This is a genomic window from Sediminispirochaeta smaragdinae DSM 11293, from assembly GCF_000143985.1.
GTDB lineage: Bacteria > Spirochaetota > Spirochaetia > DSM-16054 > Sediminispirochaetaceae > Sediminispirochaeta > Sediminispirochaeta smaragdinae.
This window is the reverse complement of record NC_014364.1, coordinates 3,696,502-3,721,624: the sequence shown is the minus strand read 5'-3', so window position 1 is coordinate 3,721,624 and position 25,123 is coordinate 3,696,502. Positions and strand designations below refer to the sequence as shown.

General features: G+C 45.2%; 26 protein-coding genes. 19 read left to right on the top strand and 7 right to left on the bottom strand.

The features are described from left to right. The first annotated feature begins 4 nt into the window (after positions 1-4). The 12 genes from SPIRS_RS17455 (at position 5) to SPIRS_RS17400 (ending at position 11,166) form a co-directional block, all read left to right on the top strand. A complete protein-coding gene (locus SPIRS_RS17455; protein ID WP_013256006.1) occupies positions 5-1,513 on the top strand; it encodes a sugar ABC transporter ATP-binding protein in 1,509 nt (502 codons plus the stop codon). Positions 1,514-1,583: 70 nt separating this feature from the next. Continuing rightward, the gene (locus SPIRS_RS17450; protein WP_013256005.1) at positions 1,584-2,555 is read left to right on the top strand and encodes an ABC transporter permease; all 972 of its coding nucleotides are present in this window, start codon (positions 1,584-1,586) and stop codon (positions 2,553-2,555) included. An 18-nt stretch (positions 2,556-2,573) separates the two neighbouring features. Then, positions 2,574-3,353: an SDR family NAD(P)-dependent oxidoreductase gene (locus tag SPIRS_RS17445; RefSeq protein WP_013256004.1), complete on the top strand. Its 780-nt coding sequence runs from the start codon at positions 2,574-2,576 to the stop codon at positions 3,351-3,353. 49 nt (positions 3,354-3,402) lie between these two features. Further along, positions 3,403-4,452, top strand: a complete 1,050-nt coding sequence (locus SPIRS_RS17440; protein WP_013256003.1) for a zinc-dependent alcohol dehydrogenase — start codon at positions 3,403-3,405, stop codon at positions 4,450-4,452. A 185-nt stretch (positions 4,453-4,637) separates the two neighbouring features. After that, positions 4,638-5,657 carry a LacI family DNA-binding transcriptional regulator gene (locus SPIRS_RS17435; RefSeq protein WP_013256002.1) on the top strand — a complete coding sequence of 340 codons (1,020 nt, stop codon included), beginning with the start codon at positions 4,638-4,640 and terminating at the stop codon, positions 5,655-5,657. Between the two features lie 218 nt (positions 5,658-5,875). Beyond that, positions 5,876-6,199, top strand: a complete 324-nt coding sequence (locus SPIRS_RS17430) for a type 2 periplasmic-binding domain-containing protein (protein WP_041866123.1) — start codon at positions 5,876-5,878, stop codon at positions 6,197-6,199. Between the two features lie 62 nt (positions 6,200-6,261). Then, entirely contained in the window at positions 6,262-7,125 is an 864-nt protein-coding gene (locus tag SPIRS_RS17425; protein WP_013256001.1) for a carbohydrate ABC transporter permease, read from the top strand. Beyond that, entirely contained in the window at positions 7,122-7,952 is an 831-nt protein-coding gene (locus tag SPIRS_RS17420) for a carbohydrate ABC transporter permease (protein WP_171814784.1), read from the top strand. Before SPIRS_RS17425 ends, SPIRS_RS17420 begins: the two co-directional genes overlap by 4 nt. A 1-nt stretch (position 7,953) precedes the next feature. Next, positions 7,954-8,859, top strand: coding sequence for an ROK family protein (locus tag SPIRS_RS17415; protein ID WP_013255999.1), 906 nt, complete (start codon positions 7,954-7,956; stop codon positions 8,857-8,859). Next, the gene (locus tag SPIRS_RS17410; protein ID WP_013255998.1) at positions 8,849-9,697 is read left to right on the top strand and encodes a class II fructose-bisphosphate aldolase; all 849 of its coding nucleotides are present in this window, start codon (positions 8,849-8,851) and stop codon (positions 9,695-9,697) included. Before SPIRS_RS17415 ends, SPIRS_RS17410 begins: the two co-directional genes overlap by 11 nt. Before the next feature lie 15 nt (positions 9,698-9,712). Further along, positions 9,713-10,231 carry an AAA family ATPase gene (locus SPIRS_RS17405; protein ID WP_013255997.1) on the top strand — a complete coding sequence of 173 codons (519 nt, stop codon included), beginning with the start codon at positions 9,713-9,715 and terminating at the stop codon, positions 10,229-10,231. Beyond that, positions 10,228-11,166: a sugar-binding transcriptional regulator gene (locus tag SPIRS_RS17400; RefSeq protein ID WP_013255996.1), complete on the top strand. Its 939-nt coding sequence runs from the start codon at positions 10,228-10,230 to the stop codon at positions 11,164-11,166. The genes SPIRS_RS17405 and SPIRS_RS17400 overlap by 4 nt, the downstream gene beginning before the upstream one ends. 179 nt (positions 11,167-11,345) lie before the next feature. Here SPIRS_RS17400 and SPIRS_RS17395 read toward each other — a convergent pair whose 3' ends face one another. From SPIRS_RS17395 to SPIRS_RS17365, 7 genes are read right to left on the bottom strand one after another with little or no spacing between them, the layout of a single operon-like run. Then, positions 11,346-12,455 (bottom strand): ABC transporter permease, encoded by a 1,110-nt coding sequence (locus SPIRS_RS17395; protein WP_013255995.1) that lies wholly within the window; start codon positions 12,453-12,455, stop codon positions 11,346-11,348. 3 nt (positions 12,456-12,458) lie between these two features. Beyond that, positions 12,459-13,562 carry an ABC transporter permease gene (locus tag SPIRS_RS17390; protein WP_013255994.1) on the bottom strand — a complete coding sequence of 368 codons (1,104 nt, stop codon included), beginning with the start codon at positions 13,560-13,562 and terminating at the stop codon, positions 12,459-12,461. Next, positions 13,559-14,314 (bottom strand): ABC transporter ATP-binding protein, encoded by a 756-nt coding sequence (locus tag SPIRS_RS17385; RefSeq protein ID WP_013255993.1) that lies wholly within the window; start codon positions 14,312-14,314, stop codon positions 13,559-13,561. Before SPIRS_RS17385 ends, SPIRS_RS17390 begins: the two co-directional genes overlap by 4 nt. Then, positions 14,311-15,261, bottom strand: coding sequence for an ABC transporter ATP-binding protein (locus SPIRS_RS17380; RefSeq protein ID WP_013255992.1), 951 nt, complete (start codon positions 15,259-15,261; stop codon positions 14,311-14,313). The genes SPIRS_RS17385 and SPIRS_RS17380 overlap by 4 nt, the downstream gene beginning before the upstream one ends. After that, complete coding sequence (locus SPIRS_RS17375; protein ID WP_013255991.1) at positions 15,248-16,135, bottom strand: HlyD family secretion protein; 888 nt, start codon at positions 16,133-16,135, stop codon at positions 15,248-15,250. Before SPIRS_RS17375 ends, SPIRS_RS17380 begins: the two co-directional genes overlap by 14 nt. After that, positions 16,132-17,481, bottom strand: a complete 1,350-nt coding sequence (locus SPIRS_RS17370; RefSeq protein ID WP_013255990.1) for a TolC family protein — start codon at positions 17,479-17,481, stop codon at positions 16,132-16,134. Before SPIRS_RS17370 ends, SPIRS_RS17375 begins: the two co-directional genes overlap by 4 nt. Then, positions 17,453-18,097 (bottom strand): TetR/AcrR family transcriptional regulator, encoded by a 645-nt coding sequence (locus SPIRS_RS17365; protein WP_013255989.1) that lies wholly within the window; start codon positions 18,095-18,097, stop codon positions 17,453-17,455. The genes SPIRS_RS17370 and SPIRS_RS17365 overlap by 29 nt, the downstream gene beginning before the upstream one ends. A 212-nt stretch (positions 18,098-18,309) precedes the next feature. Here SPIRS_RS17365 and SPIRS_RS17360 point away from each other — a divergent pair, with 212 nt between their 5' ends. From SPIRS_RS17360 to SPIRS_RS17330, 7 genes are all read left to right on the top strand, one after another. Further along, complete coding sequence (locus SPIRS_RS17360) at positions 18,310-19,305, top strand: LacI family DNA-binding transcriptional regulator (RefSeq protein ID WP_013255988.1); 996 nt, start codon at positions 18,310-18,312, stop codon at positions 19,303-19,305. Positions 19,306-19,313: 8 nt separating this feature from the next. Beyond that, positions 19,314-20,285, top strand: a complete 972-nt coding sequence (locus tag SPIRS_RS17355) for a ComEC/Rec2 family competence protein (protein WP_013255987.1) — start codon at positions 19,314-19,316, stop codon at positions 20,283-20,285. After that, positions 20,282-21,253, top strand: a complete 972-nt coding sequence (locus tag SPIRS_RS17350) for a tripartite tricarboxylate transporter substrate binding protein (RefSeq protein ID WP_013255986.1) — start codon at positions 20,282-20,284, stop codon at positions 21,251-21,253. Before SPIRS_RS17355 ends, SPIRS_RS17350 begins: the two co-directional genes overlap by 4 nt. A 59-nt stretch (positions 21,254-21,312) precedes the next feature. Then, complete coding sequence (locus SPIRS_RS17345; protein ID WP_013255985.1) at positions 21,313-21,777, top strand: tripartite tricarboxylate transporter TctB family protein; 465 nt, start codon at positions 21,313-21,315, stop codon at positions 21,775-21,777. A gap of 13 nt (positions 21,778-21,790) precedes the next feature. Then, on the top strand, positions 21,791-23,296 hold the full coding sequence (locus SPIRS_RS17340; protein WP_013255984.1) for a tripartite tricarboxylate transporter permease: 1,506 nt from the start codon (positions 21,791-21,793) through the stop codon (positions 23,294-23,296). Between the two features lie 91 nt (positions 23,297-23,387). After that, complete coding sequence (locus tag SPIRS_RS17335; protein WP_013255983.1) at positions 23,388-24,623, top strand: Nramp family divalent metal transporter; 1,236 nt, start codon at positions 23,388-23,390, stop codon at positions 24,621-24,623. Continuing rightward, the gene (locus SPIRS_RS17330; RefSeq protein ID WP_013255982.1) at positions 24,623-25,030 is read left to right on the top strand and encodes a universal stress protein; all 408 of its coding nucleotides are present in this window, start codon (positions 24,623-24,625) and stop codon (positions 25,028-25,030) included. Before SPIRS_RS17335 ends, SPIRS_RS17330 begins: the two co-directional genes overlap by 1 nt. Positions 25,031-25,123 lie beyond the last annotated feature (93 nt).

Here is a 25,123-nt window from a genome sequence, read left to right as displayed (position 1 = left end):
TCCAATGACGAATGATAGCTACATTTTAGAGCTGCAAGATATAACAAAAATATTCTCAGGGGTCACAGCCTTAAATCATGTAAATCTAAAAGTAGAAAAAGGGACGGTTCATGCGCTTGTTGGCGAAAATGGCGCAGGAAAATCGACTTTGATGAAAATTATTCTTGGCCTATATCGTCAGGATTCTGGCAAGATTGTCTTTAATGGCAATGAAGTGAATTTTACTAATCCAAATAACGCTTTGCAGTCGGGCATTGCTATGATTCATCAAGAGCTTAGTTCTGCACTTGATTTGACAGTTTCCCAAAATATTTTCTTGGGGAAAGAGATTGTAAATAGAAAAAGTAGAATACTTGATACAAAGAAAATGGTAGAGCAAACAAATTTGTTGCTAAGGAAATTAGGCATTACGGATATTGATCCTCATATGCCAATGAAGAAGTTGAGTGTTGCAAAGCAACAAATGTGTGAGATTGCAAAAGCTATTTCATATAATGCAGAATTAATACTTATGGATGAACCTACTTCGGCAATTGCTGACCAAGATGTTAATAAATTATTTTGCATAATTAAAGAGTTGGTTCTAAAGAAGAAGACAATCATTTATGTAACTCATAAATTAGATGAAATCTTTGCAATTACTGATAGTATTTCGGTATTTCGTGATGGCAAGCATATTGAGACAATCGCTACTTCTGAAACAAATCCGACAGAAGTTGTTCATCAAATGGTTGGACGAGAACTGTCTGACTTATTTCCGAAAGAGGTTGTTCCAATTGGAGAAGATGTTCTGCGAATAGAGAACCTTACACGAAAAGATGAATTTAAGAATATTAACTTTTCTGTGCGGAGAGGGGAAATTCTTGGTGTTGCTGGTCTTATGGGTGCAGGACGATCAGAGATTATGGAAACGATATTCGGTATAAGGAAAAAGACATCAGGTACTATATACTTGCATGGAAAACCCGTTGATATCACTTCACCTTTTAGTGCAATTAGAAATAAGCTTGCTTTCTTAACGGAAGATAGAAAGAGTAGTGGATGCTTTTTGCCTCTAAGCGTATCTGTTAATACCTATATTGCTTCAATACAACGATATAGTCATTCGCTATTTGTTAGCCAACGAAAAGCTGAAGAATCTGTAAATAGAATAGTAGACCAGCTTTCAGTAAAGGCTTCTTCAATAGATCAGAAAATTCGCAATCTTTCTGGTGGAAATCAGCAAAAGGTTCTTGTCGGGAGATGGCTATTAACTGAGCCTGAAGTATTAATAGTTGATGAACCGACGCGCGGGATAGATGTAGGGGCAAAGGCTGAAATCCATAGATTACTTGTTGCCCTGGCAAAAAAAGGAACGGCTATCATTATGATTTCTTCAGAAATGCCTGAGATTTTGGCAATGAGCGATAGAATTATGGTTGTTAGTTCAGGAAAAGTTGCCGGATTTCTTGAAGCTGGAAAGGCTTCTCAAGAAAAAATAATGCAATTATGTACTGGTATTGAAAATAGTTAGTTTATTGATTAATTGACCGATATTAAGCAATTTGCAGTTTAGACACCTTAGAGCAAGGAGTAATGAGGAAATGGGAAATAGATACCTTTCAAAGGGCTTTTGGCGAATAGCATTTGAAAAATATGGAACTGTGCTGATTTTATTGGCTATGATGATCATAATGACTTTTTTGAAACCAGGATTTCTTACTGTCCGAAATTTAACAAATATTCTGCGGCAACAGACCCCTGTAGCAATTATGGCGATTGGCGTTGCCTTTACTATTATATCTGGTGGCATTGATATATCGGGTGGATCTGTTATTGCAATGTCTGCAGTCATTTTGGCTAAGTTTGCTCAAGTAAATTCTACTGGTACTTTTTATCCAATAATTGTGCCAATCATTGCTGGTATACTAACAGGAAGTTTAGCTGGTGCAGTGACAGGTATCTCGGTATCTTATGGTAAAATTCCTCCCTTTATTGCTACATTGGGTATGATGTCTGCAGCACGAGGTGTTGCACTTATTGTATCTAAAGGTCGACCAATTACTGGTTTCTCAAGCTCGTTTGATTTTATTGGTGGAGGGGATTTCCTGGGAATTCCTATTTTGGTTTTTATACTTATTGTTGCTTATATTATTGGGTACATTATTTTACACAAAACAAAATTTGGGACATATATTTTTGCTATAGGAAGTAGTCAGGTTGCAGCAGAGGTCTCTGGCGTAAATGTTAAGAAAACGAAAATTCTGATTTACACATTATCTGGATTATTTACGGGAATTGCAGCTATCTTGGTAGCTTCACGAACGCTTTCAGGTCAGCCTGGAGTTGGAAGTGGATGGGAGATGCAAGCTATTACGGCAGTTGTCCTTGGCGGTGCAAGTTTCTCTGGTGGAATTGGTACCGCAATCGGCACACTTATTGGTGCTCTTATTATGGGAGTTCTAACTAATAGTATGACTATGCTTCAGATTGATCCCGCTAGTCAAATGGTTGTTCGTGGAGCCGTAATTGTCTTAGCCGTCTTGCTTGATGAAAGAAGAAATAAGCATGTATAGAAATAAGGAGGAATCGTTATGCGCCTAAAAAATAAAGTTGCTTTTGTTACTGGTGCAGGAAGTGGTATTGGCCGCGCCATAAGCCAGAAACTTGCTGTCGAAGGAGCATATGTTGCGGTAGTGGATGTTAATTCTTCTGCTGCAGAAGAAACAGTTACTTTAATTACAAACGAGGGAAGAGTTGCCAAGGCTTTTAGAGTGGATGTAACACTAAAAAATGACCTTGAGGATGTAATCAGGCTCGTCGTAGATACATGGGGGACTATTGATGTTCTAGTAAATAATGCAGGCACTGATATAAAGGGGAGAATCCAAGATTACGATGTAAAAAATTGGGAAAGGATTATGGATCTTAATCTCAAAGGAGTTTTTTTGGTGACTCAGGCGGTTGTAAAACAAATGCTTAAGCAGCAAAGTGGAAAAATTATAAATATTTCTTCTATCGCGGGGAAAACTGGAGAAACCTTTACGAGTCCGTATTGTGCGAGTAAATTTGGAATCATTGGATTTACACAATCTATAGCTTTAGAGCTTGGACCAAAAAATATAACAGCTAATGTAATATGTCCTGGGCCAGTAGAGACTGAATTAATAAGAAATAGTATAGCTGGTACCGCTAAATTGAATAATAGATCATATGAAGAAGAGCTTAATGCTAAGTTTTTAAGTAGAACTCCATTGGGGCGCTTAGCAAAGCCTGAGGATATAGCAAATGCTGTTTCTTTTCTGTCGTCAGATGAAGCAAATTTCATAACTGGCGTTTCTTTGAATGTGTGTGGTGGAATGGAATTACATTAAGTTATTAATGTGCCTTTGTATAGATTATTGGTAAACAAGGAGAAACAAAATGAAAGCAGCAGTTTTCGAAGGTAATGGTAAGCTAACAATAAAGGATGTCTCTGAACCAAAGTTGACTAAAGCTACCGATGCGCTCATCCGCGTTAAGGGGGTCGGAATTTGTGGAACAGATTTACATATTCTGCAAGTTCCTCCTGCACATCCGGCGAAACTCAATAATATACTGGGGCATGAATTCACTGGAGAAATAGTAGAATTGGGAAGCGAAGTTCAAGGTTTTTCAGTTGGGGAACGAGTTCTCATTGATCCACACCCGGGGTGCGGAGTTTGTGATGAATGTCGAAGAGGATATCCCGATAACTGTATTCCCTTATACGAAGAATGTGAAGAACCTGGCCATCCAAATACTATAGGTATTTTTTCACCTGGTGCTTACACAAAATATGTTATCGTTCCCAGGCAGTCGCTGTATAAAATTGATCCAAAAGTACCTGTAAAGATTGCAGCATTGGCAGAGCCACTTTCTTGTGTGGTCAATGCCACTGAGAAATTGAAAGTTACACCGGGACAATATGTAGTCATTTTGGGTGCAGGCCCTATCGGTTTATTGTTTACAATGCTTATGAAGGCTAATGGTGCATCAAAGATCATTGTTTCAGAGCCTGCTAAATTCAGACGTGAAGCAGCTATTGGCTGCGGTGCGGATATTGTGGTTGATCCTAAACAGGAAGATATCAGTGAAGTTGTAGCTCGGGAAATGGGAAAAGGCGCCGATGTTTGTATTGAAGCAGTTGGCCCTCTTTTGCCATTGGCAATTATGTTGGTAAGGGCTGGTGGAAAAGTGCTTCAATTTGGTCATGATGAAACCGTAAAGCCTGCAATTCCCGTAGGTGTTATGCTAAAAAAAGAAGTTGAGATCTATGGGGCATTTATTGGAAAGCAATCTTTTGAAAAAACAGTCCGTATCATGGAAAGTGGTAAACTGCCACTGGAAAAAGTTGTTTCCCACACATTGCCACTTTCTAGAATTCACGAAGGAATAGACAAACTGAGAAAGGGTGAAGGTTTAAAGATCATTATTATGCCTGAGGACGCATAGAATTTGAGAAATCTAAGTAGGGTCTTGATGCTTTTCCCTTTGTGTAAGATCCTACTTTTTTTCGATTATAATCACTATTCAACATATACTTTAAGAAAGAGTTAAGGTTAACATTTTTACTTCTCATTTTGCTTTGAAAATAGTATACTTTTAATAAAATGATTACGTTATGGAAGTACTAATCAATGGTTGCAACAATTAAGGATATTGCAGAGCGTGTAGGGGTTTCGACGATGACCGTGTCCCGAGTTATCAATAATTCAGGCTATGTCTCGATGCAAACTCGGAAGAAAGTAGAAGCCGCTATCAAAGCTTTGAACTATCAGCCGAACCTTCTGGCACGTAGTCTGATTAATAGGAAAAGCTCTTTTGTATATGTGATAGTTCCTGATATCTCAAACCCTTTTTATGCTGATTTAACAAAAGGGGTGGAACGAGTTGCCAAGAGTGCAAGTTACAACATAATCTTAAGTAGCGCTTATTGGAAAGAGACGTTGGAATGTGAACATATTGAAGCAGCTCGTGGGCGTATGGCTGAAGGAATTATTCTAGTATTACCAAAAATCTCTGAAAAGAAAATAGCAGCGTATGCGAAGCGTATTCCCTTAGTTGTTGTTGACAAACATATCAGATCAAAGTCAATCGACAAAGTTTATCTTTACCAAAACAAAGGGGCATTTCTTGCTGTAGAACATCTTATCACCCTCGGTCATCGTCGTATTGCTTTTCTTTCTGGTGAAAGTCATATTTACAATAGCCGGTCACGACAACATGGCTATGAGGATGCTCTTTCACACTATGGAATTCCCTTTGACCCGGCCTTAGTGCTGAAGGGCGACTTCTCTTTTGAGACTGGTGAACGGGCTTTTCAGCAGATATTTGATATGGCGCCTCAAAAGCGACCAACGGCTATCTTCGCTGCAAGCGATCTTATGGCACTTGGTTTTATGCGTAATGCTTTTCGGTATGGCGTACGTATTCCTGATGATATTTCACTAGTCGGTTTTGATGATATTCTTCTTGCATCCATAACAAATCCTCCGTTAACTACGATTCGACATCCTTATCGGGAAATGGGAGAAGAGGCAATGAACCATCTTTTGAAGAAGTTAAATGAAGGTTTTCAGCCTTCCGATAGGAAGCCTCTTGTGAACCAACTGATTATACGGGAGACTACCAAACTCTTTTCTGGTGATGAACTTTAAATATTTATTCTTATCGTAAATACAAAATCCTATTGGCTTAATGTTTGACACCGAAAGACAATTTTATACCAGATTAAAAGAAATTTAAAAATCGAATAGAAAATTTCCAAAGCTAATCACCGTTTTTACTTTTTGTATTTAAAATTTCCTTAAATTCAATACCTCCTAAAAAAGATCCTCAACACCCGGTAACGCTTCTTCAGTCTTATGCAATCGGTGTGAGCTCGAGCAGTAAGCATCAGAGAGAAGCGTGGGACTTCCTGAATTTCTTAACATCCGATACTGATGGGCTCTTTGCTGCTGCTGGTTATATTACCTGCCGAAAAGAGTGGCAAGATGTTCCTTCGGTGAAAGAATCGAAATTCATGCCGGCCTTTGTTCATGATTATGCTTATGGCCAGTATGTGTGGTCTTCCCCTACTTTTACAGAGGAATCGGAAGCAGTCAAAAAGGCAATCGAAAACTTTTCCAGTGGAAGAATGTCCGTTCAGGATGCTTTTGATCAGTGTGCTGAAGAGATTCGCTTAATTAGAAAGAAATAGCTATATGCTTAAAACCACTGGGGAGTTTATTTTCCCCAGTGGAATATAGATAGGGGCAATGCATGCTGGGAAGGAATACAAAATCTATTACTGGTCTTTTTTTTGTAGCGCCAGGTTTATTATTGATTATTTTGTTCTATGTCTATCCGATGGTTAACTCATTTGTTTATAGCTTTACCGATTATGACTTGTTAAGCAAACCCGTATTCATTGGATTTAAAAACTATATTGATGTATTCAAATCACCAGATTTCTATAACTCGCTACGAGTTTCTTTTATATATGTTTTTGGCACGGTAATTCCCGTCTGGTTTCTTTCTTTTGTCGCCGCCTATTGTCTTGAAGAAATTACCAGGGGATCGTCCGTGTTCAGAACATTGATCTTTTTGCCAACGGTACTGCCACTTGTTTCCATTACCCTGATATGGAAACTGATTCTCAATTACAATGGGTTCATCAATAGTTCGATAATGCTTCCGCTATTCGGCAAAGCAATCCCGTGGCTCACTGATGTGAAATATGCTCCACTTGCACTTATCATAACAAGTTGGTGGCATGCTGTAAGTTATTATATGGTATTGCTGCTTGCTGGTTTGCAGAGTATTCCAAAGGCGTACTACGATGCAGCGGAAATTGATGGAGCGTCACGTTTCAAACAATTGTTTTTTATTACAGTCCCGGTCATGAAGCCGACCATTGCAATGGTGATGGTTATTTCTATCTTTAATGGATTTAAGACCTTTTCTCTTCAGCAAATTATGACTCAAGGGGGACCTGCAAGTTCGACAGAGGTTCTATCGCTTTTTATCTACAAAACAGTTTTTAGCTATACGAGGATGGGAAGGGGCTGTGCCGTTTCGATACTTTTTTTCCTGATTATTTTATGTATCGGAATTTTTCAACTCAAGATAATGGGAGAGGAATGATGGTTAAAAAATATCGACATACTGCATATGCGTATTTCATATTATTGATCTTTGTAGTTGTCACGATTTTCCCTATTTTCTGGATGGTTTCAACGTCCTTAAAGGCACCTGATGAGGTTTTCTCAACACCGATTAAACTCATGCCACGTGTTTTACTATGGAAAAATTATAGTACAGCTCTTCATGCACGACCTTTTTTTATATATACGCTAAATTCTTTGTTTGCTTCGACAGTGAGTTTGTTCGTTTCCTGCTTCTTCGGTTCGCTGGCCGCTGTCGGTTTTACCTACTATTCATTTCCCGGCAAGAAAATGCTCTATTTGATAGTCCTCTCTTCATTAATAATCCCTGTTGAAGTTATTGCTGTTCCTCTGTATTTAATGATTAACAAGATGGGGCTTCTCGATACATATGCAGGTCTTATTATTCCCATGATGATGTTTCCTCTTGGAATCTTTATCATAAAACAATATCTGAAAACATTTCCTGCAGACATCTATAATTCTGCGATTATTGATGGCGCAAACGGGTTTACCATATACAGCAAAATAATATTGCCCCTCATAGTTCCCGCCCTTACCTCGGTTGGTATCTTTTCGTTTGTTATGACCTGGAACAATTATCTTTGGCCCCTTCTTTCAATCAGTGATGATATGAAACGAACTCTCTCGTTGGGAATGGCCTTATTCGAGAATAGTTCGATTGTCTCCTATAACCAAATAATGGCCATTGCTGTGTTTGGAAGCGTGCCTCTGATCATCTTATTCCTGATTTTTCAGAACAATTTTGTTTCTAGCATTTCTATGACTGGTTTAAAAGAGGGGTAGTATGCATGTAATAGCTTTGGACATTGGAGGAACGGCGGCCAAGGTAGCCTGTTTCGACGATTCATTTAATTCTTCATTTGAGACATATCTGCATATCAACGCCACCGATGTTTTATCGACAGAACGTATTATTGATCTTTTAATGCCGGTGCTGGAGAAAAGTAAGATGGTCGGTAATGAAGTCTCCGGTATTGGTATTTCCATTGCCGGAACGGTGGAAAAGGATGGCTTGATTCGAAAGAGCCTTAACACGAAATTACAGGATCTTAATCTCGCAAAACAGCTTGAAGGTTATTTCCGTCTTCCTGTTGTTATTGAGATCGATTCGGTGTGTGGAGCCATAGCCGAATGGCGTATCGGAGTAGGGAAAGACCTTGATACCTTTCTGTATCTTTCCATCGGCACCGGTATCGGCCATGTTTTTTTGCTTCAGGGGTCGATATGGAAGGGACTCGATAACGGTGCCACAGCCATCGGCCATCTCCATTGTTCTGAAGATGGGGAATGTTCCTGCGGAAAACGCGGATGTCTTGCTGCACATTCTTCAGGGGGAGGCCTGAGCCGAAAAACCGGTTATCTCTATGATGGGAAGGAAATAGAATTCCTTGCCAGTCGGGGGGATAAGAATTGTCAGAATCTTCTCGAAGAAGGAGAGGACAAACTGGCATTGGCATTGTCGTATGCCTATACCCTTCTGGATTATACATACACCATTATCGGAGGTGGGGCAGTCTCTCAAGAGTGGCCTAATATGGATAGACTCACTAAAAAAACCAAAGAATATCTTTTTTCAATCGTAAGAAACGTTTCAATTCAAAAGGGGCGATTCGGAGCCAAAGGGCCGATTCTTGGAGCCGCAATAACCATTATGAATGCACTACAACAAGGAGAAGCTAATGTCAAATGAGAATCGAATTCAGGAAATGATCAAAAGGGCGTATCATGAGCACTGGGCTATAGGTCAATTCAATATATCTAATTTAGAAACAATGATGGGAGTGATTTCCGCCGCTGAAGAAAAACGCTCTCCGGTTCTTTTGGGAATTTCCAATGGAACCATCCGCCATCTTGGATATTCATACATCGAGGGCTTGGTTCGTACTGCCGAAAAGGTTGCCGACATCCCTTTATGGTTTCATCTTGATCATGGAAAAGATTTTGAGACGGTTAAAAACTGTGTCAACATTGGGTTCAAGTCGGTTATGATTGATACTTCAACCCTGCCTCTGAAGGAGAATATTGAGCAGGTCATTCCTGTTGTTCATTTCTGCAAGAGCCATGGGATCGGTGTTGAGGCACAGATCGGCGTTACCTGGGATGAAGAAACCGGCGATGAATCTCAGGAAAAAACAAATCCTGAAGAGGTTAAGATTTTTGTTGAATCGACGGATATTGATTATCTGGCCTTCTCCTTTGGAAATACTCCCGGTAGATTGTCCGGTTACTCCAACCCCGATATCAAACTGCTGAAGGAAATCGCTGATAAATCCCAAGTCCCTATTGTTATGCATGGAGGTACCAGTGTGCCTGACCCTGATATTATGATCTCTATCAGCATGGGGGTATCGAAGATCAATATTGATACCTTGCTTAGAAGGGCCATTACCGATACCTTCCTTTCTCTTTATCCTAATGAGGCCTCTGCACCAGGGGATCCCCGCATCGCCTTCAAAGCCATGCGGAATGAGATTGCGGAAAGAGTTGGCAACAGAATGGAGCTTTTCGGCTCTGCCGGCAGAGCATAGTGGTAGGATGTGAATATGATTGTTGTTTTCTGTGGTCTACCAGCCGTTGGGAAAAGCTACCTTGCTGATGAGCTTTCAAAACGGTATAGCTATAGAGTAATAAATCGTGATATTTTGCGTGACAGGATGTTTGAAAATGCTGAACTGGATTACAGTGATGAGCAAAACCAATTTGCCAGTTTGGTGGCTGGTGAGCTTTTGACCTATCTTGCAAAGAAGGATCCAACGCGTGTTTTTATCATGGATGGCAGGCCCTTTTCCAAGCGTACACAACGGGAAGCAATAAAGAGCTTGGCAGAAACCCTGTCGCAGAAAATCATTTTTGTTCTTTGCTATGTCGATGATCAAATCGTTAAGGTGCGCCTTGGCGGTGAAGGCATTATCGACAGAAAAGATCGACGTACATTTCATCGTTACCAAAGCCTGAAAGAGGAATTTGAACCTCTTATAGGCGATTATCTTGCCGTTGATACAGGACATTCCGTTGAAAAGAACCTGAGTATTATCAATAATTACATAAAGGAAAGGGAATGAACAACGATCAGCTTGTGAAAGTTGCATATATGTATTACGTGGATAATATTTCACAGAAAGATATTGCCAAAGAGATGAATACTTCCAGAGCCAATATTGCACGGATGCTACGACTTTGCAGGGAAAAGAAGATTGTTGAGATAAAAATCAATAATGAATCATCCTATGAAACGTTTCTTGCTCTTGATTTGAAAAGCCGCTTCAACCTCAAAGATGTGACAGTCATTCCCGATACCATAAACAATGAAGAGGCAATGATTCAGGTGGGTAAAAGTGGAGCTGCCATCGTCGATAGACTTCTTGAAGATGGAGCAGGCATCGGCATTTCTTTAGGAACTACACTTTATCATTTTGTTTCCAATATGCCGACTTCTTATCATCAAAATGTTAGTGTGGTTCAGCTGGTTGGCGGTAGCCAGGCAAGGCCCTTTAAAACCGATGGCATCAATCTTGTCGACACGCTTGCCACTAAACTTGGGGCAAAAGCTTACCTCATACATGCACCGTTTCTTGTAAAAAACGAGCAGTTGAAAGAGATGCTTGTTGCAGAACCCGAAGTACAAGAAACTCTGCAAATGATGTATAAGATCGACATAGCAATCATTGGAATTGGTTCAAATCATTACGAAATAAATGCCTTATATGAACAGGGGCTTTTGGACAAAGGTGATGCTGATAACATCATTTCTCCAAAGGCTGTTTGTACAATCTGTGGCCAGCAACTCAATAGTGAAGGGGCCGTTATTGAATGCAGTTTAAATCGACGAGTTATTGCATTTTCTGTAGCGGCATTGAGATCTGTTAAGAATGTTATTGCTCTTGCCTGTGGTAAGGATAAGGTGTCGGCGATTAAGGCTGCTTTAAAAGGTGGATTTATTGATATTCTTGTGACAGATAAAAAAACCGCGTTGGGAATTCTTGGAACGGCACCGTAAAAGGTATTATGAAACGCTTCGAAACTCGCTTATAGGTAAATGTAACGTATCAGCCCAATATGGTTTTCTCTCTCTGTTTTCTGCATCATATTTGAAATATTTTTCACGTCTGGTGGAGAGTACTTTCCCGGTAGATAGTGCATTATACTATCATGCAGTTAATGGCGAAGAATCAGATTTCACCCCAACCTCTTATGAAAGCGCAGGGCGGCTCCGATGAGCAAGGTAAGTCCTATGCCGCCCATTGCTGCTGCCTCTCTCCAGAGGTAACGGAAGGGGGTCGCCTTAAGGTAGATTTCCCGAAGGACATTTATGAAGTAGCGTAGAGGATTAATCAAGGTGAGGTACTGGACGAATATCGGCATGTTTTGAATCGGAACAAAAAATCCGGAAAGCAGAAGCATAAAAATGATGATGAAATAGGCGACGAACATCGCCTGCTGCTGGGTTTGCGTTATGGTCGAAACAAAAATCCCCAGCCCCATGGTCGAGAGAAAAAAGAGGCCGACCATCGCATAGAGGAGGGGCAGGCTGCCGCGTAATGGGATTGCGAAGATGATCCGGGCGGCAAGCACACCGATGGTAAACTGCAGGAAGCCCAGGACGGTAAAGGGAATGATCTTACCGATGATCAGCTGCCACCCTTCCAGCGGGGTCACCATGAGCTGCTCCAGTGTTCCGATCTCTTTTTCCCGAACGATATTGAGGGCGGTAAGCATGGTTGTCATCATGACCAGAAGGATACCGATGAGACCGGGAACGAAGTTGAGGGTGCTGTCGAGATTGGGATTATAGAGCATGCGCGGGATCAGATTGATGGACGCGGCGCCTTGTCCTGCTGTGTGGAGTGCCCAATCATGTTGGACCTTCGCAAGTACCGAATTGATGTATCCTAGAGTGATTCCCGCCGAGTTACCATCCACCCCGTCGATAAGGACCTGAATGCCGGGCCGTATCCCCCTGGAGAGATCACGCTCAAAATGCCGGGGGATTACGAGCACAAGCTTGAGGCGGCCATCGTCCATCTCTGCTGTTGCCTCCAGCCGTGACTGGACCTCACCGAGATAATCGAAAAGATTCACTGCCTTAAACGCTTCGATCACCTCTCTGCTGTGCGGAGAGCGATCAAGATCCAAAACCGCTGAAGGAATATGTTTTACCTCATTGGTGATGGCCGATCCCATAATCAGCAATTGCATGAAGGGTGCGATAAAAATAATGCCGATATATGCCTTGGTTCGGCGGATCTGCCTGAACTCTTTCCGTACGACCGCGATGATTCGTCTCATGATCTACTCCAAGCGAATTCGAAATGCTCTGATACTTACCGTGATGAGAAAGATATCTATGCCAAGCAGCACGGCTGCCTGCCGATAGATTTGTGCGATGCCGTTTCCCTTCAGAACGATTCCCCGAATGATCTCGATAAAATAGGTTGCCGGTACGATCCTGCTGAAGTATTGAAATGCCCGGGGCATGCTGCTGATGGGAAAGATAAAGCCGCTCATCAGCATGGAAGGAAGGATGGTCAGGGTGATGGCCGCAAGCATCGCCACCGATTGACTTTGGGAGATCGTCGATACCAGTATGCCGAGACTGAGTCCTGTTACGACATAGATCAACATCATACAGGCGACAAGCAGGAAGGATCCCTGAATCGGAACATCGAAAAGGAGGCTGCCGAGAACCAGGATAATGAGCCCATCGACAAAGCCGAGGAGGGTGTAGGGGAGGACCTTGCCGATGATGATCTGAGACGGCTTTACCGGGCTGACTAAAAGCTGCTCCATGGTCCCGCTCTCCTTTTCCCGTACGATGGCGATGCTTGTCAGAAGGGCGCTTATCAGGATAAGGATGAGGGCGATAAGTCCGGGAATGAAGAATGGTGCCGACCGCATATCCGGGTTGTAGAAGATCCTCGGCTCTATGGAAAAGAGTCCTGCCTCTGTTCCGTTACGCCTTATCATCTCCTCTGCGGTCACCTTTCCCATGTAATTCTGGATGAAGCTTGCCGCATTGGGATCGCTTGCATCGATCACGAGTTGAAGGTCTGCCTGTCGGCCTGAAATTATGCTTTCGGCGTAATCGCCGGGGATAAAAAGAACACACTGGGCCATCCTGCTTTGAAACAGGGTATTGATGTCGTGAATGCCGCTGTCCACCTTGCTTATCCGGAAGAAATCGGTTGAAGAAACGTGGCGGATCAGCTCCCGGCTCTGTGGCGTGCCGGAATTGTCGACGACCATGATATTGATACGTTGCATGTCGAGGGTGATGGCGTAGCCGTACAGCAGCAACATGAGGACAGGCATGGTAAGAACCATAAAAAGACTTTGCTTGTCCCTGAGAATGTGGACAATCTCCTTCCCGACGATCGCCGGAATCGAACTCTTCATATCTTTTTCTCCCGTACGGCTTCGAGAAATACTTCCTGCATGGAACCTACTCCGTAACGTTTCTTCAACTCCTGCGGGCCCGACAATTCGATAATCTCACCCCGCTTCATGATCGCCAGGCGATTACAATACTCCGCCTCATCCATATAGTGTGTCGTGACGAATATCGTTTTACCGGTTTCTGCAAGCTGATAGATGAGCAGCCAAAAGCTACGCCGTGCCACGGGATCGACACCGCTTGTCGGCTCGTCGAGAAAAATGATGTCCGGATCATGAAGCAGGCTGGCGCACAATGCCATGCGTTGCTTCCATCCCATGGGCAGGGAGGCTGCCAGTTGGTCCGCATGTTCGTTAAGGCCGATAATCGCAAAAAGTTCTCTACTCCGTTCGATCACTTCATTGCGGCCGAGGCCGTAGATTCCACCGTAGAATTCGATATTCTCCATGACCGTGAGGTCTTCGTATAGACTGAATTTCTGGCTCATGTAGCCGATACGTTCCTTTATCTTCTCGTACTCACTGCTGATATCGAAACCGGCGACCCTTCCGCTTCCGCCGGTGGGCGAGAGTAAGCCGCAAAGCATACGAATGGTCGTTGTCTTGCCTGCTCCGTTCGCACCGAGGAATCCGAAGATTTCTCCCTTCGCAACCTGGAAGGAAATTCCATTTACCGCAATGAAATCGCCGAAGCGACGTGTCAGCCCGTCGACATCGACGGCGGATCTTTCCTCCATGTTTTTTCCCTCTATCATGTATAACTTCCTTTCGTTTCCATAAGGAGGAGAAACAGGTCCTCAATCCCCGGTTCTATCCGAACGATATTGTCGACCGTATACGAAGTGCTTTGGATGAGCGTTTCGATATGCTTCGAATCCTCAGCCTTCTTCAAGGTAAAGTGAACACCGTCGCCGAATAGATTACACTGGTCGCAGAGACCGCTTTCGTCGAGAAACCGGTAGATTTGATGTGCTTTAGCTCCTTCTGCACGGTAGAGGGGAACCTCGTAATAGGATTTGAGCCTATTCGGTTCATCGACTGCCAGAAGCTTTCCGCCGAACATCAGGCCCACCATGTCGCAAAGATAGGCCTCGTCCATGTATGCGGTACTGACGAGGATAGTCGTGCCCTCATCGCGCAGCGAGGTAAGGATCGCCCAGAAATCGTTCCGCGAAACAGGGTCGACGCCAAAGGTAGGCTCATCAAGAATGATAATCTCCGGAGCATGGACCAGCATGCAGGAGAGGGCGAGCTTTTGCTTCATCCCGCCGGAGAGGGCGCCTGCCCTGCGTTTCGTAAAACTTCCGAGACCGGAGAATTCGTACAGCCTTTGAATGCGTTTTTCAAGATCTCTCCGTTCGACTCCGAAAAGCCGACCGAAGAAGCGCAGATTTTCTTCCACGCTCAGATCCTGATAGAGGCTGAAACGCTGCGGCATGTAACCGACATGAGATCGGACGAAGTCGGCACTTTTATTCACCCTCCTTCCCTGAAAGTAGAGTTCTCCTTCGTCCAGGGTGAGTAAAGAGACGAATGCACGTATGAGGGTGGTCTTTCCCCCTCCGTCCGGGCCGATCAGACCGAAGATTGTGCTTTTTTCTACGGAAAAGGAGACCCTGCTGAGTGCCTTGATCGCTCCGTACCCTTTTGAAACGGCCCGGGCTTCGAGGGCGGCCGTTGCTTCTTTTTCAGAGGTACACATCTACCGGCATTCCTATCTTCAGCAGACCACCAGGATTCGGAACACTAATCTTTACCTCGTAGACCAGGGTTTCGCGGGTTTCCTTGGTAAGAATCGTCTTTGGGGTGAATTCCGACTCGTCGGCTATCTGTTCGACCTTGCCCGTCAACCTTTTTTCGCTTCCCGTCACCATGATCGAAACCTCGCTTCCGATGCGAAGCGCCGGCAGCTGGGCAAGGGGGACATAGATCTTAACGGTAAGCGAGGAGAGATCGGCAAGTTCGAAAAGAGGCGTTCCTGTGGCGGCCAGCTCTCCTGCTTCATGAAAGCGATTCAGGACCACTCCGTCTATGGGGGCGCTTATCGACGAGTCGCGGATGGCTATGTTGGTGAGTTTCATGCCGGCAAGAAGTTCTTTCTTCTGTGCCTGCAGCAGGTCGTAGTTGGCCTTAAGCCCCCGTATCTTCGACCTGCCGACCCCTACCTGGGTGGCCAGCTCGTCCCTTCTCTGCTGAGTTGCTCCCCCCTGCGGCAGAAGCTTTTCGGTTTTGGCAAGGGTCTCCTCGCTGAGTGATAGTTCCTCCTTGGCTTGATCGATCTGGGAGAGGGCGGCCTGTATTCGGGCCTCGATACCATCGAGCTGGGCCGCCTGCTGCTGGCGCTGCAGCTCCAACCTTTCGGTGTCGATCTCGGCAAGGAGATCCCCCTTTTCGACGCTGGTGCCTTCGTCGACGAGGACCGATGTAATGATACCCGCACTCTGGGAGGAGAGTACAATCGTGTCGCTGTCGGTCTGTCCGCTAAAACTCTGTTCTTCATTTCCGTTCCCACAGCCGGCTATAAGCATCAGGGGCAAGAGGACGGTAAGTATTCGCTTTGAAGCCTGTATGATCATTGTGAAACGCTCCATTGTTCGATTGGTTTTCCGCTTAACAGCTCGATACGATTCAATTCCAGCAGAATTGCAAGGATCTGACTGCGGTAGCGAAGTTCAGCCTGGGTGAGAGCAAGGTTCGCATCGTTGAAGTCCGTTACCGAAGCCATTCCTTCCTTGTATTGTACTTGGATGATCTCCATCTTTTTCGAAGTAACGTCAAAGGCTTGTTTCAGTATGGCGAGCTCACTGTCCATACTGATGTAGCGGCGGACTTCCTCTTTGTACAGCTGCTCCAACTGCTGTCTGACTGCCCGGCTATTTGCATCAGCCTGGGTTACTGCCGCTCTTGCACCGGCCGATGCAAGCCTGTTGCCTCCCCAGTTGCACGACCAGTTTAGCGAAAGCCCTATTGTGCCGTAGAACATCCACTCGTCTTCGACGGAATTCGTTCCTGGTTTTCCATAATGGAGTAGGGAATCCACCGAAAATGTGGGTAGCCTCGCGGAGTCTGTGAGTCGTTGCTGGTTTCTTGCCATCTCCTGGCGGATGCGAAACGCCTGCATCTGATACAGCTGTTCGATGTGCAGTTCTGGAACCACCAGAGAAGGGAGCTGTGCGGGCGGCTGTCGGACGGTGAATGTCTTGCTGCCTGTTAGCGTTTCAAGGGTCAGGCGGGCATTGTCGATGTTTGCAGCGGTTTCCATAAGCTGGCGGTCGTAGTCTAAAAGCGCCAATTTGAGGGATAGCAGATCGACTTCGTTTGCCATACCTTGCTCCCTCAGATGTTCCACCTGCTCAAATTGAATTCTTGCCCGCTCTCTTCCAGAGGCAAGGGAGCTGTGCTGTAACTGGGTAGCCTGAACATTTCGGTAGGCGCTTATCGTTTTGAAGGCAACATCGAGTTCCGTCGATTGGAGCGCATTGTCGGCAAGCAGGCTTTGCAACCTCTGCTGCTCGATGTTCGATTCTACGGCAAAACCGGAAAAAAGAAGCCAGTGAAGGCCTGCCGATAGTTCCATATTGTGTTTCCGGGAAAGGTTTATCGTCGTACTGCCTGTAGGCAGAGTAAGATCGAGTTCATTGTCCGGGGCCCTGTATTGATAGCTGCTGCCGAGGCTCAGCTGTGGGAGCCGGTCGTAAGCAGCTGCCTGTGCTCCGTATTCGGCTGCTACCCTGCCTGCCCGAGCGGCCGCAATATCGTTATCATGCGCAAGGGCAAGATCAATCGCCTCTTGTGGTGTCTGGGCAAAACTTGTAATAACGGTACAAAAAAAGATGCCGAGTACTATTGAAACAGGCGGTCTGCATCGCATGAAGGCCGGTTTTAGACCCGCCTTACGCCTTGATACCGTAGTAGAGAACATTGAAAATTTCCTCCTTGCGTTCTTCGATGAAGGCCGCCCGATCGAACGCCCCGACGCTATCTTGTTTTTTAATGATCTCCATGGCGATAGGCTCGGCAACAAAGAAGTAGATACAGCCTCCAATCAGGGTGAGAAGGAATTGAATGGGATCGATCCGACGTATTGTTCCGGTCGCAAGTGCCTGGCTAACGCGCGACATCAATAATTCGGGTAGGACCATCTCTTCTCGGTCGACAACATCCCTCAGCACCTCGCGCACTGTTGCGCCACCACGGGAAAGTTCTTGCATGATGAATATAGGCAACTGTGGGTTGTCGTTCGCCGTGTCGATAATTGCCGCAATCGCCTTCCTCAGAAAGCTCTCAAAGTCATCAGCCTCATCGTAGTTGATGCTGGCCTGCCGAAAGAAAAAGGTGAGGACCTGCTGAAGAATCCGTCTGTAGAGATTTTCCTTTGAACGGAAATAATAGTGGAGAAGGGTTTTATTGATTCCCGCCCGATCTGCAATTTCCTGCATTCTTGCTCCGCTCCATCCTTTTTCGATGAAAACCTTCATGGCCGCCTCAAGGATGAGCTCCTCTTTCGACGGCTCGTTATCGGAAGATAATGTGAACATGTGTACCTCCGTGTTTACCACATGGTTAAACTTTATTGTTTAACCATGTGGTACAATATGTGGTGAAAGAAAAAAGGTCAAGAGGGATCCTATGATCACCAATATTCGAAACACTACTCAAGATTTTCTTGCGCTTTCCCATATCCATGATACAATGCATGTAATGAGAACGTTCTCATTGTGAAACCTTATATTCATCAGGAGAAGTCGGCATGGGGGCGACAATATTGGATGTTGCTAAGCTTTGCGGCTATTCAAAAACTACCATTTCCCGTGCTTTCGCTTCACCCGAGAAGGTTTCAGAGAAGACCCGAACCATCATTTATAAAGCGGCAAAAGAGATCAACTACACTCCTGATGCCATTGCCAGAGCCATGGTCAGGAAAAAAACCGACAATATCGGTTTTATTGTTGCCGACCAGCAATATCCTGTTGTCTTAAACCCGTTTTATTCCCCGGTATTCGAAGGCGTCTTGCGGACCTGCAAGGAGAAGGGGTATTCGGTATTCATAGCATCGGAAAGTGATATCCATATTTCTACAGGGCAAGTATATATGAAAAAGCAGATGGATGGAGTGATTATCTGCGGCCAAACCGATAAGGCGACGATCGAAAGTTTCAAAAGCCAAAATATACCGGTTGTCCTTTTGAACAATATCATTGATATGGATGATCTTGTCTGTGTGGCGGTTGATAACTACAATGGTACAGTTCAGGCTGTTGAGCATTTGATCCAGCGGGGACACGTGGATATTGCAATCATATCAGGTAATTTTTCTCCTAACGTCTACAACGCCAGATACCGTGCCTTTGTCGACACCATGAAGAAGCACGGCCTTGAGATTGACGAGCGGTTTGTGAAGCGTGTGGAACCGAGTCTCGAGGCTTCAATGGAATGTACTACGCAGCTACTTGCCCAGAAAAGAGAGCCGACTGCCATCTTTGCAACAAATGATGTAATTGCGATTGGGGCGATGAAGGTTGCATTGCGCGCCGGTTACAAGCTTCCGGAGGATCTGGCAATAGTCGGTTTCGACGATAGCGACTACAGCGAAATAGTCGAACCGGAGCTTTCAACCGTAAGGATCAACAAGCTTGAAATAGGAAAGGTTGCTTCCGAGCGGCTCATTGAGATTATTGAGGGCAAAGCGGCTGAGAAAGAGGTCATACTTTCGGAAACAACCTTGCTTGTCAGGGCTACATCATAGGGAAGGATATGGAGATAACGTTTGTAAATGTTGGGTATGGAGATGCCATACTGCTTAGGGACAATGGGCATGCTGCTTTAATTGATGGTGGAAGTTCTTTGGAGGAAGAGTATGCGACAGGGGCGAACCGAATTCGTCTATTTGATTACCTGAAAAAGAATAATATAGGGAAGTTGGATTTCGTCATTCTTACCCATATTCATGAGGATCATGTCTGTGGAGTGACGGATGTTCTTAAAGCCGTTGAGGTTGATGTGGTCTATGTCCCGTACCTGCCCTCGATTGCAGGGAAGGAAACCATCTCCCTTGTTTCTGAGAAAAGGCGGAACATCGTACTGTATACACGGGCTCTGAATGCCTTCAAGGAAATACTTGCCTCATCGGTAGAAAAGCGAGTGATCGCCAGCGGCGATTGTATCGAATTCCAGGGGGCCGTGCTTAGGGTCCTTGAACCGTCACGGGCTTCCCTGGCGGCCTATTCTGCGAAAGTTGAGCAGGTGTTTCGTGAGAACAGCGATGCTGTACTCGATAAGCTCATCGAGCTTGACGAACGTTCAAACGCCTATAGCTTGGTCATAGGGATAGCGTACAAAGACAAAGGTGTTTTGCTTGCCGCGGATAACTGTCCTTCGAATTGGAGGAAGGAAACATTGCTTTTTGCTAAAAATGGGAACGTTCTCAAATTGCCTCATCATGGCCAGGAGGACAGTATTGATGAGACCCTTATAGAATATCTGACCGGTGGTCTGATCGTTACCTGTTCTTCCTCGGATAAACGAAACAATAGTGCCAACCGGAGTGTCTACGACAGACTATCGGATTCCGGAAAGAAATTCCGGTTTTTGTTCACCGATGAGGTTTCATATACTCCGTATTTCGCCGTTGATGCTGGTTTCCAGGCAATCCTGCTTGGGCTTGATGACAGAGAAATATCAGTCAGATTTGACTGGTCAAAAACAGAACAAGGAGATGACGTATGAAAAGAGTATTGGCTTTGATGTGTGTCTTGTTTTTCGCTTTTGGCAGCCTTTTTGCAGAAGGCCAGGCAGAAAAAGAAAAAGCCTTCCCCAGTAAGCAGGTGACTATCATCATGCCCTGGAGTCTTGGCGGGGGGCCGGACACCATCGCGAGGAAGGTTGCATCCTATGGAGAAGAGTATCTTGGTGTCCCTGTGATTGTGGAAAATAAGACGGGTGGTGCCGGTACTATTGCGATGAACGAGCTTATGCTTGCCAAGGACGACGGATACACAATGGTGGTCTCAAACGGTCCTCTTTTTTCCCTAACCCCGGCCTTTCAGGATGTTACCTATACCATTGACGACATTACCCCGCTTATCGGTATGCGGATAGTCGAATTTGTTGTTCTTAGCAATCCTTCCTACAGTAAGATCCACAATTTGAATGAACTCATAACAGCCGCCAAGAACGGGAAGAGAATCAAGTATGCGACCACCGGGGGACCGGGTAATGATAGCTATACGATGATAGCTGTGCTCTTTAAAAAGCTCGGCATTGATGCGCAAGCAGTACCCTACAATGGTGGCCAGGATGCGATCAATGCACTTATCGGCGGCCACGTTGATATCGCAATCGGCAGCCCCCCGGTATATAGGGACTATGTGAAAAGCGGAGAGCTGGCTTGTCTTGGCACTTTTATCCCTGAAGGCATTGATGTGGAGGGGATCGGCCACATTCCCTCATTTAAATCCCAGGGAGTCGATGCGGAATTTATCGGAATGGATTATTTTGCGGTAAGAAATAGCGTTGATCCTGCCAAACAAGCAGTACTTACCCAATTTATCCGAGACGTCTATGCTGATCCGACTTTCCAAAAATTCATGAAAGATCTCGGAATGGAAGCGTGGGAAGCAACTGAGGATCAGATCCTCGAGAATATAAGGCTTCAGACAGGGGCAATGAAGGAATACATCGATCTCATCAAATAAACAGATTATGTTGCCGGTGGACCATCCTCCGGCAACATGCTAAATGGAAATATTTTCTTATGAAGATAAAATTTAATGCAGAGATGATAGCCGGAGGGCTTTTTACCGTAGTTTCCGGACTCTTTTGGTTCTTGATTCCTTCCCAGGTCAAGACGATGGAGACTACGGCTATTAATGCCCAGACCTTTCCCAGGATAGCAATTGGCGGGTTATTCATTTTTTCGTTCATTCTGCTTATTCAGGGCTTATTTTTTATTCCGAAGCGAGAGATAGAGCTGGATAAGGAGTATCGGAATACCAGGGAATACCGAGATGTGGTAAGAAGTTCCGTCTATATTCTCATCATCATCGGCTTCGTTTTTTTGTTTAAATTCTTCGGTTTCATACCGTCCACTATTTGTATGGTGTTTGCGGTGCTTCGTTACTATGGGGCACGTACATGGTTTTACTATGCAATTCCACTTTCGGTCGTCGGCATAGTCTATTTCCTGTTTTCCACCATGTTACATATCTCATTGCCTTGAAGGAGGATCCAAAGTGGAAATTTTCTTGGATGGATTGCATACACTGGCAAGCTGGCAGGTCCTCCTTGCCATTCCCGTCGGCCTTGTGATAGGAATTATTGTCGGCGCTATTCCGGGGCTTACTTCCGATCTTGGAATCATACTTTGTATTCCGTTGACCTACGGTATGGAACCTTCCGTTGCGATCATTATCCTACTGGCGATATATGTCGGCGGTACCTACGGTGGATCAATCACTGCCATCCTGATAAACACGCCCGGGACCTCGGCAAATGCCGCTACCCTGTTCGACGGCTATCCGATGACGCAAAGGGGGGAGGGCTACAAGGCTCTTTCCATGGCTTTGCATGCGTCTGTTATCGGCGGCTTGGTGAGTGCCTTCGTTCTTCTCTTCGCTGCTCCTCAAATTGCAAAGATAACCCTTCTCTTCGGACCTGCGGAGTATCTTGCCTTGTCCGTATTTGGCCTCTCCGTTATCGCCGGTGTATCCAACAAGAATATCTTCAAAGGGCTCATGGGTGCTTGTATAGGAATTTTTGTCTCGACGATCGGCATGGACAATATCAGCGGGGCCGTGAGGTTCACCTTTGGAAATATCAATATCAGACGGGGAATCGACCTCATTATTGCTTTGATAGGTTTATTTGCAATTTCTGAGATTCTCATGAAGTCTAAGTACAATCCGAAGACAGACCGTAAGGTTGTTGATGCCGATTCAATTACCAAATGTGTGGTAACCAGGGAAGAGTATAAGAGATGCAGAAGGCCAATTACTATTGGGACCCTCATTGGGGTTATCATTGGTGCGACTCCGGGGACCGGCGGTGGGCTTGCCGGATTTATCTCTTACAATCAAACAAAGCAGAGTTCTTCTCATCCCGAAACCTTTGGAAAGGGGGAAATCGAAGGGGTCGCCGCTTCTGAATCGGCAAACAACGGTGCATGTGGTGCCACCATGATTCCAATGCTTACCCTTGGGGTACCCGGCGATGGCGCGACTGCGATACTCATGGGAGCCTTCATGATTCACGGCATGGTTCCCGGGCCGATGTTATTCAAGGAACAGGGGAATATCCTGTATGCAATCATGATTGGCCTGATAATCGTTAACATTTCTTTATTGATCGTCGGTCGCGTACTTACAAGATACTATGCGCATATTACCAGAATTCCCTTTGAGATCCTTGCATGTATCGTTCTTGTTTTTTGTACTGCAGGCGCCTACTCAACCAATAATAGTATCTACGATGTCTATTACATTTATATCTTCGGGATACTGGCCTATTTTCTAAGGCGTCTTGATTTTCAACTTGTGCCTATTCTTCTTGGGATAGTTCTCGGTCCTCTTGCCGAAATGAATTTCAGGAGAGCCCTGATTCTGTCTGACGGCAGCCTGTCTATCTTTGTAACCAGACCCATCAGTCTGGCGTTTTTGCTGATTGCCTTTGGGTCGACCATTATTTTCTCAATACGAAATCGGAAAATTAATTCGAGAATTGAATCTAAGGCCGGGGTATGAGCTGATGGGATCTGGTGAAGATAAAGCGAATCGTGAGGAGACTACTATTCACTAATCTCTATGTTAAGAGCATAATGATGCCGAGGTAGCTATGGGCATCAAAAAGCGATTCAAAACAATTCTTGCCTTTCTGGGACCGGGGTTTCTTGTGACTGTAGGCTTTATTGATCCCGGCAACTGGGCCACCAATATAGAGGGTGGATCCCGCTTCGGCTATAGCCTTTTATGGGTGATTTCTTTAAGCACCCTGATGCTTATTGTTGTGCAGAATATGGCTGCGAAGTTGGGCATTGCAACGGGAAAGTCTCTGGCGGTCAATATTCGTGATGGCTTTCCCCGACCCGTATCTTTTTTTCTGGGGATTTCGATCGTTGCCGCCTGTGTCGCAACCGATGTTGCCGAACTTTTGGGCGGTGCGATCGGCTTCAATCTGCTTTTGGGACTGCCTCTCTGGCTGGGGGCTCTTGTGACGGTCTTCCTCGAGGTTTTTCTGATCGTGGGGCAGCGTTATCACCAGCTGGAGAAGATCATCGTTGCTTTTCTGGGGATTATTGCCTTGTGCTATGTTGCGGAACTTGCCATCGTCAAACCGGTATGGCATGAGGTCTTTCCGGCCCTTGTGATTCCCCGTCTTGATTCCTCCAGCATCTATATCGCCATGGCAATGTTGGGCGCGGTGGTGATGCCTCATAATATCTTCCTCCATTCGAATGTTATCCACTCCAGGGAGTGGGGAATAAACGATGAGAAAAAGCTTTCTCTTTTGAAATATGAACATATCGATACCCTCTCCGCACTGCTGCTTGGTCTGGTCGTGAACGCAGCAATGATCATAGTCGCCGCAAGGGTGTTTCACGGCAACGGTGTTGTAGTAACCAGCATCGAGGATGCTTCGAAAACCTTGGTGCCCTTGGCGGGAAGCTTTGCCGCTTTCCTTTTCGCCGTTGCCCTTGTTTTTTCCGGTGTCGGTTCTTCGGTAACCTCTTCCATGGCCGAGGTCAATGTCATCACGGGCTTCCTCGGAAAACCCGAAGACCCGAAAACCCTGCTGTATCGTATTTCGACCTTTATAACGGCCATTCCCTCCTTCGTCATCATTGTGGCGGCAATCGATACCTACAAGATTTTGATATTCAGCCAGGTGATTTTAAGCATCCAGCTTCCCTTTACCCTGGTGCCCTTGCTGTTGTTGTGTCGAAAGAAATCTCTTATGGGGGTGTTCAGGACAAAATTGCCGGAATTCCTGCTGGCTTCGGCTATCTCTCTCCTCGTCATTGGCCTGAATATCTATCTTCTCTATTCGACCCTTACGGGAGGTGCCGCCTGATGTGTCCTTTTTCCCATATTTTGTTACTCTTGGATTGCTCCCTTGTCGATCATGCCATTATTCCGAAGATCATCGACATGAGCCGTTGCGGAAACGGCAGGGTGACCCTTGCCCATGTCGTTCACTCTCATACCATCGACCAGGACCGCGCTCTAAAGGCCAAGGCCGATCGTTTTCTTGATCCGGTACTCAAGCAATTCCGCGATGCCGGAATCAATGCCGAAAAACTCCTTTTGAGTGGGGAACCCGAAAAAGAATTGGTGAAGGAAATAGGGGAAGGTGACTACGATCTTGTGGCCATGGCAACCCACGGCCACAAAACCTTTTCCGATATCTTGTTCGGAAGCGTCTCTGATTATCTGAAACATGAGACGGACGTTCCGCTGCTCATGGTTCGGGGAAAGTAGGAAACCTGGCGCTGATCTGATACATCTGCTCTATATGTTATCGCGGTAGTGAATTTATTCCCTCTTGCGTTAGGTAGATCCATATTTATAAAA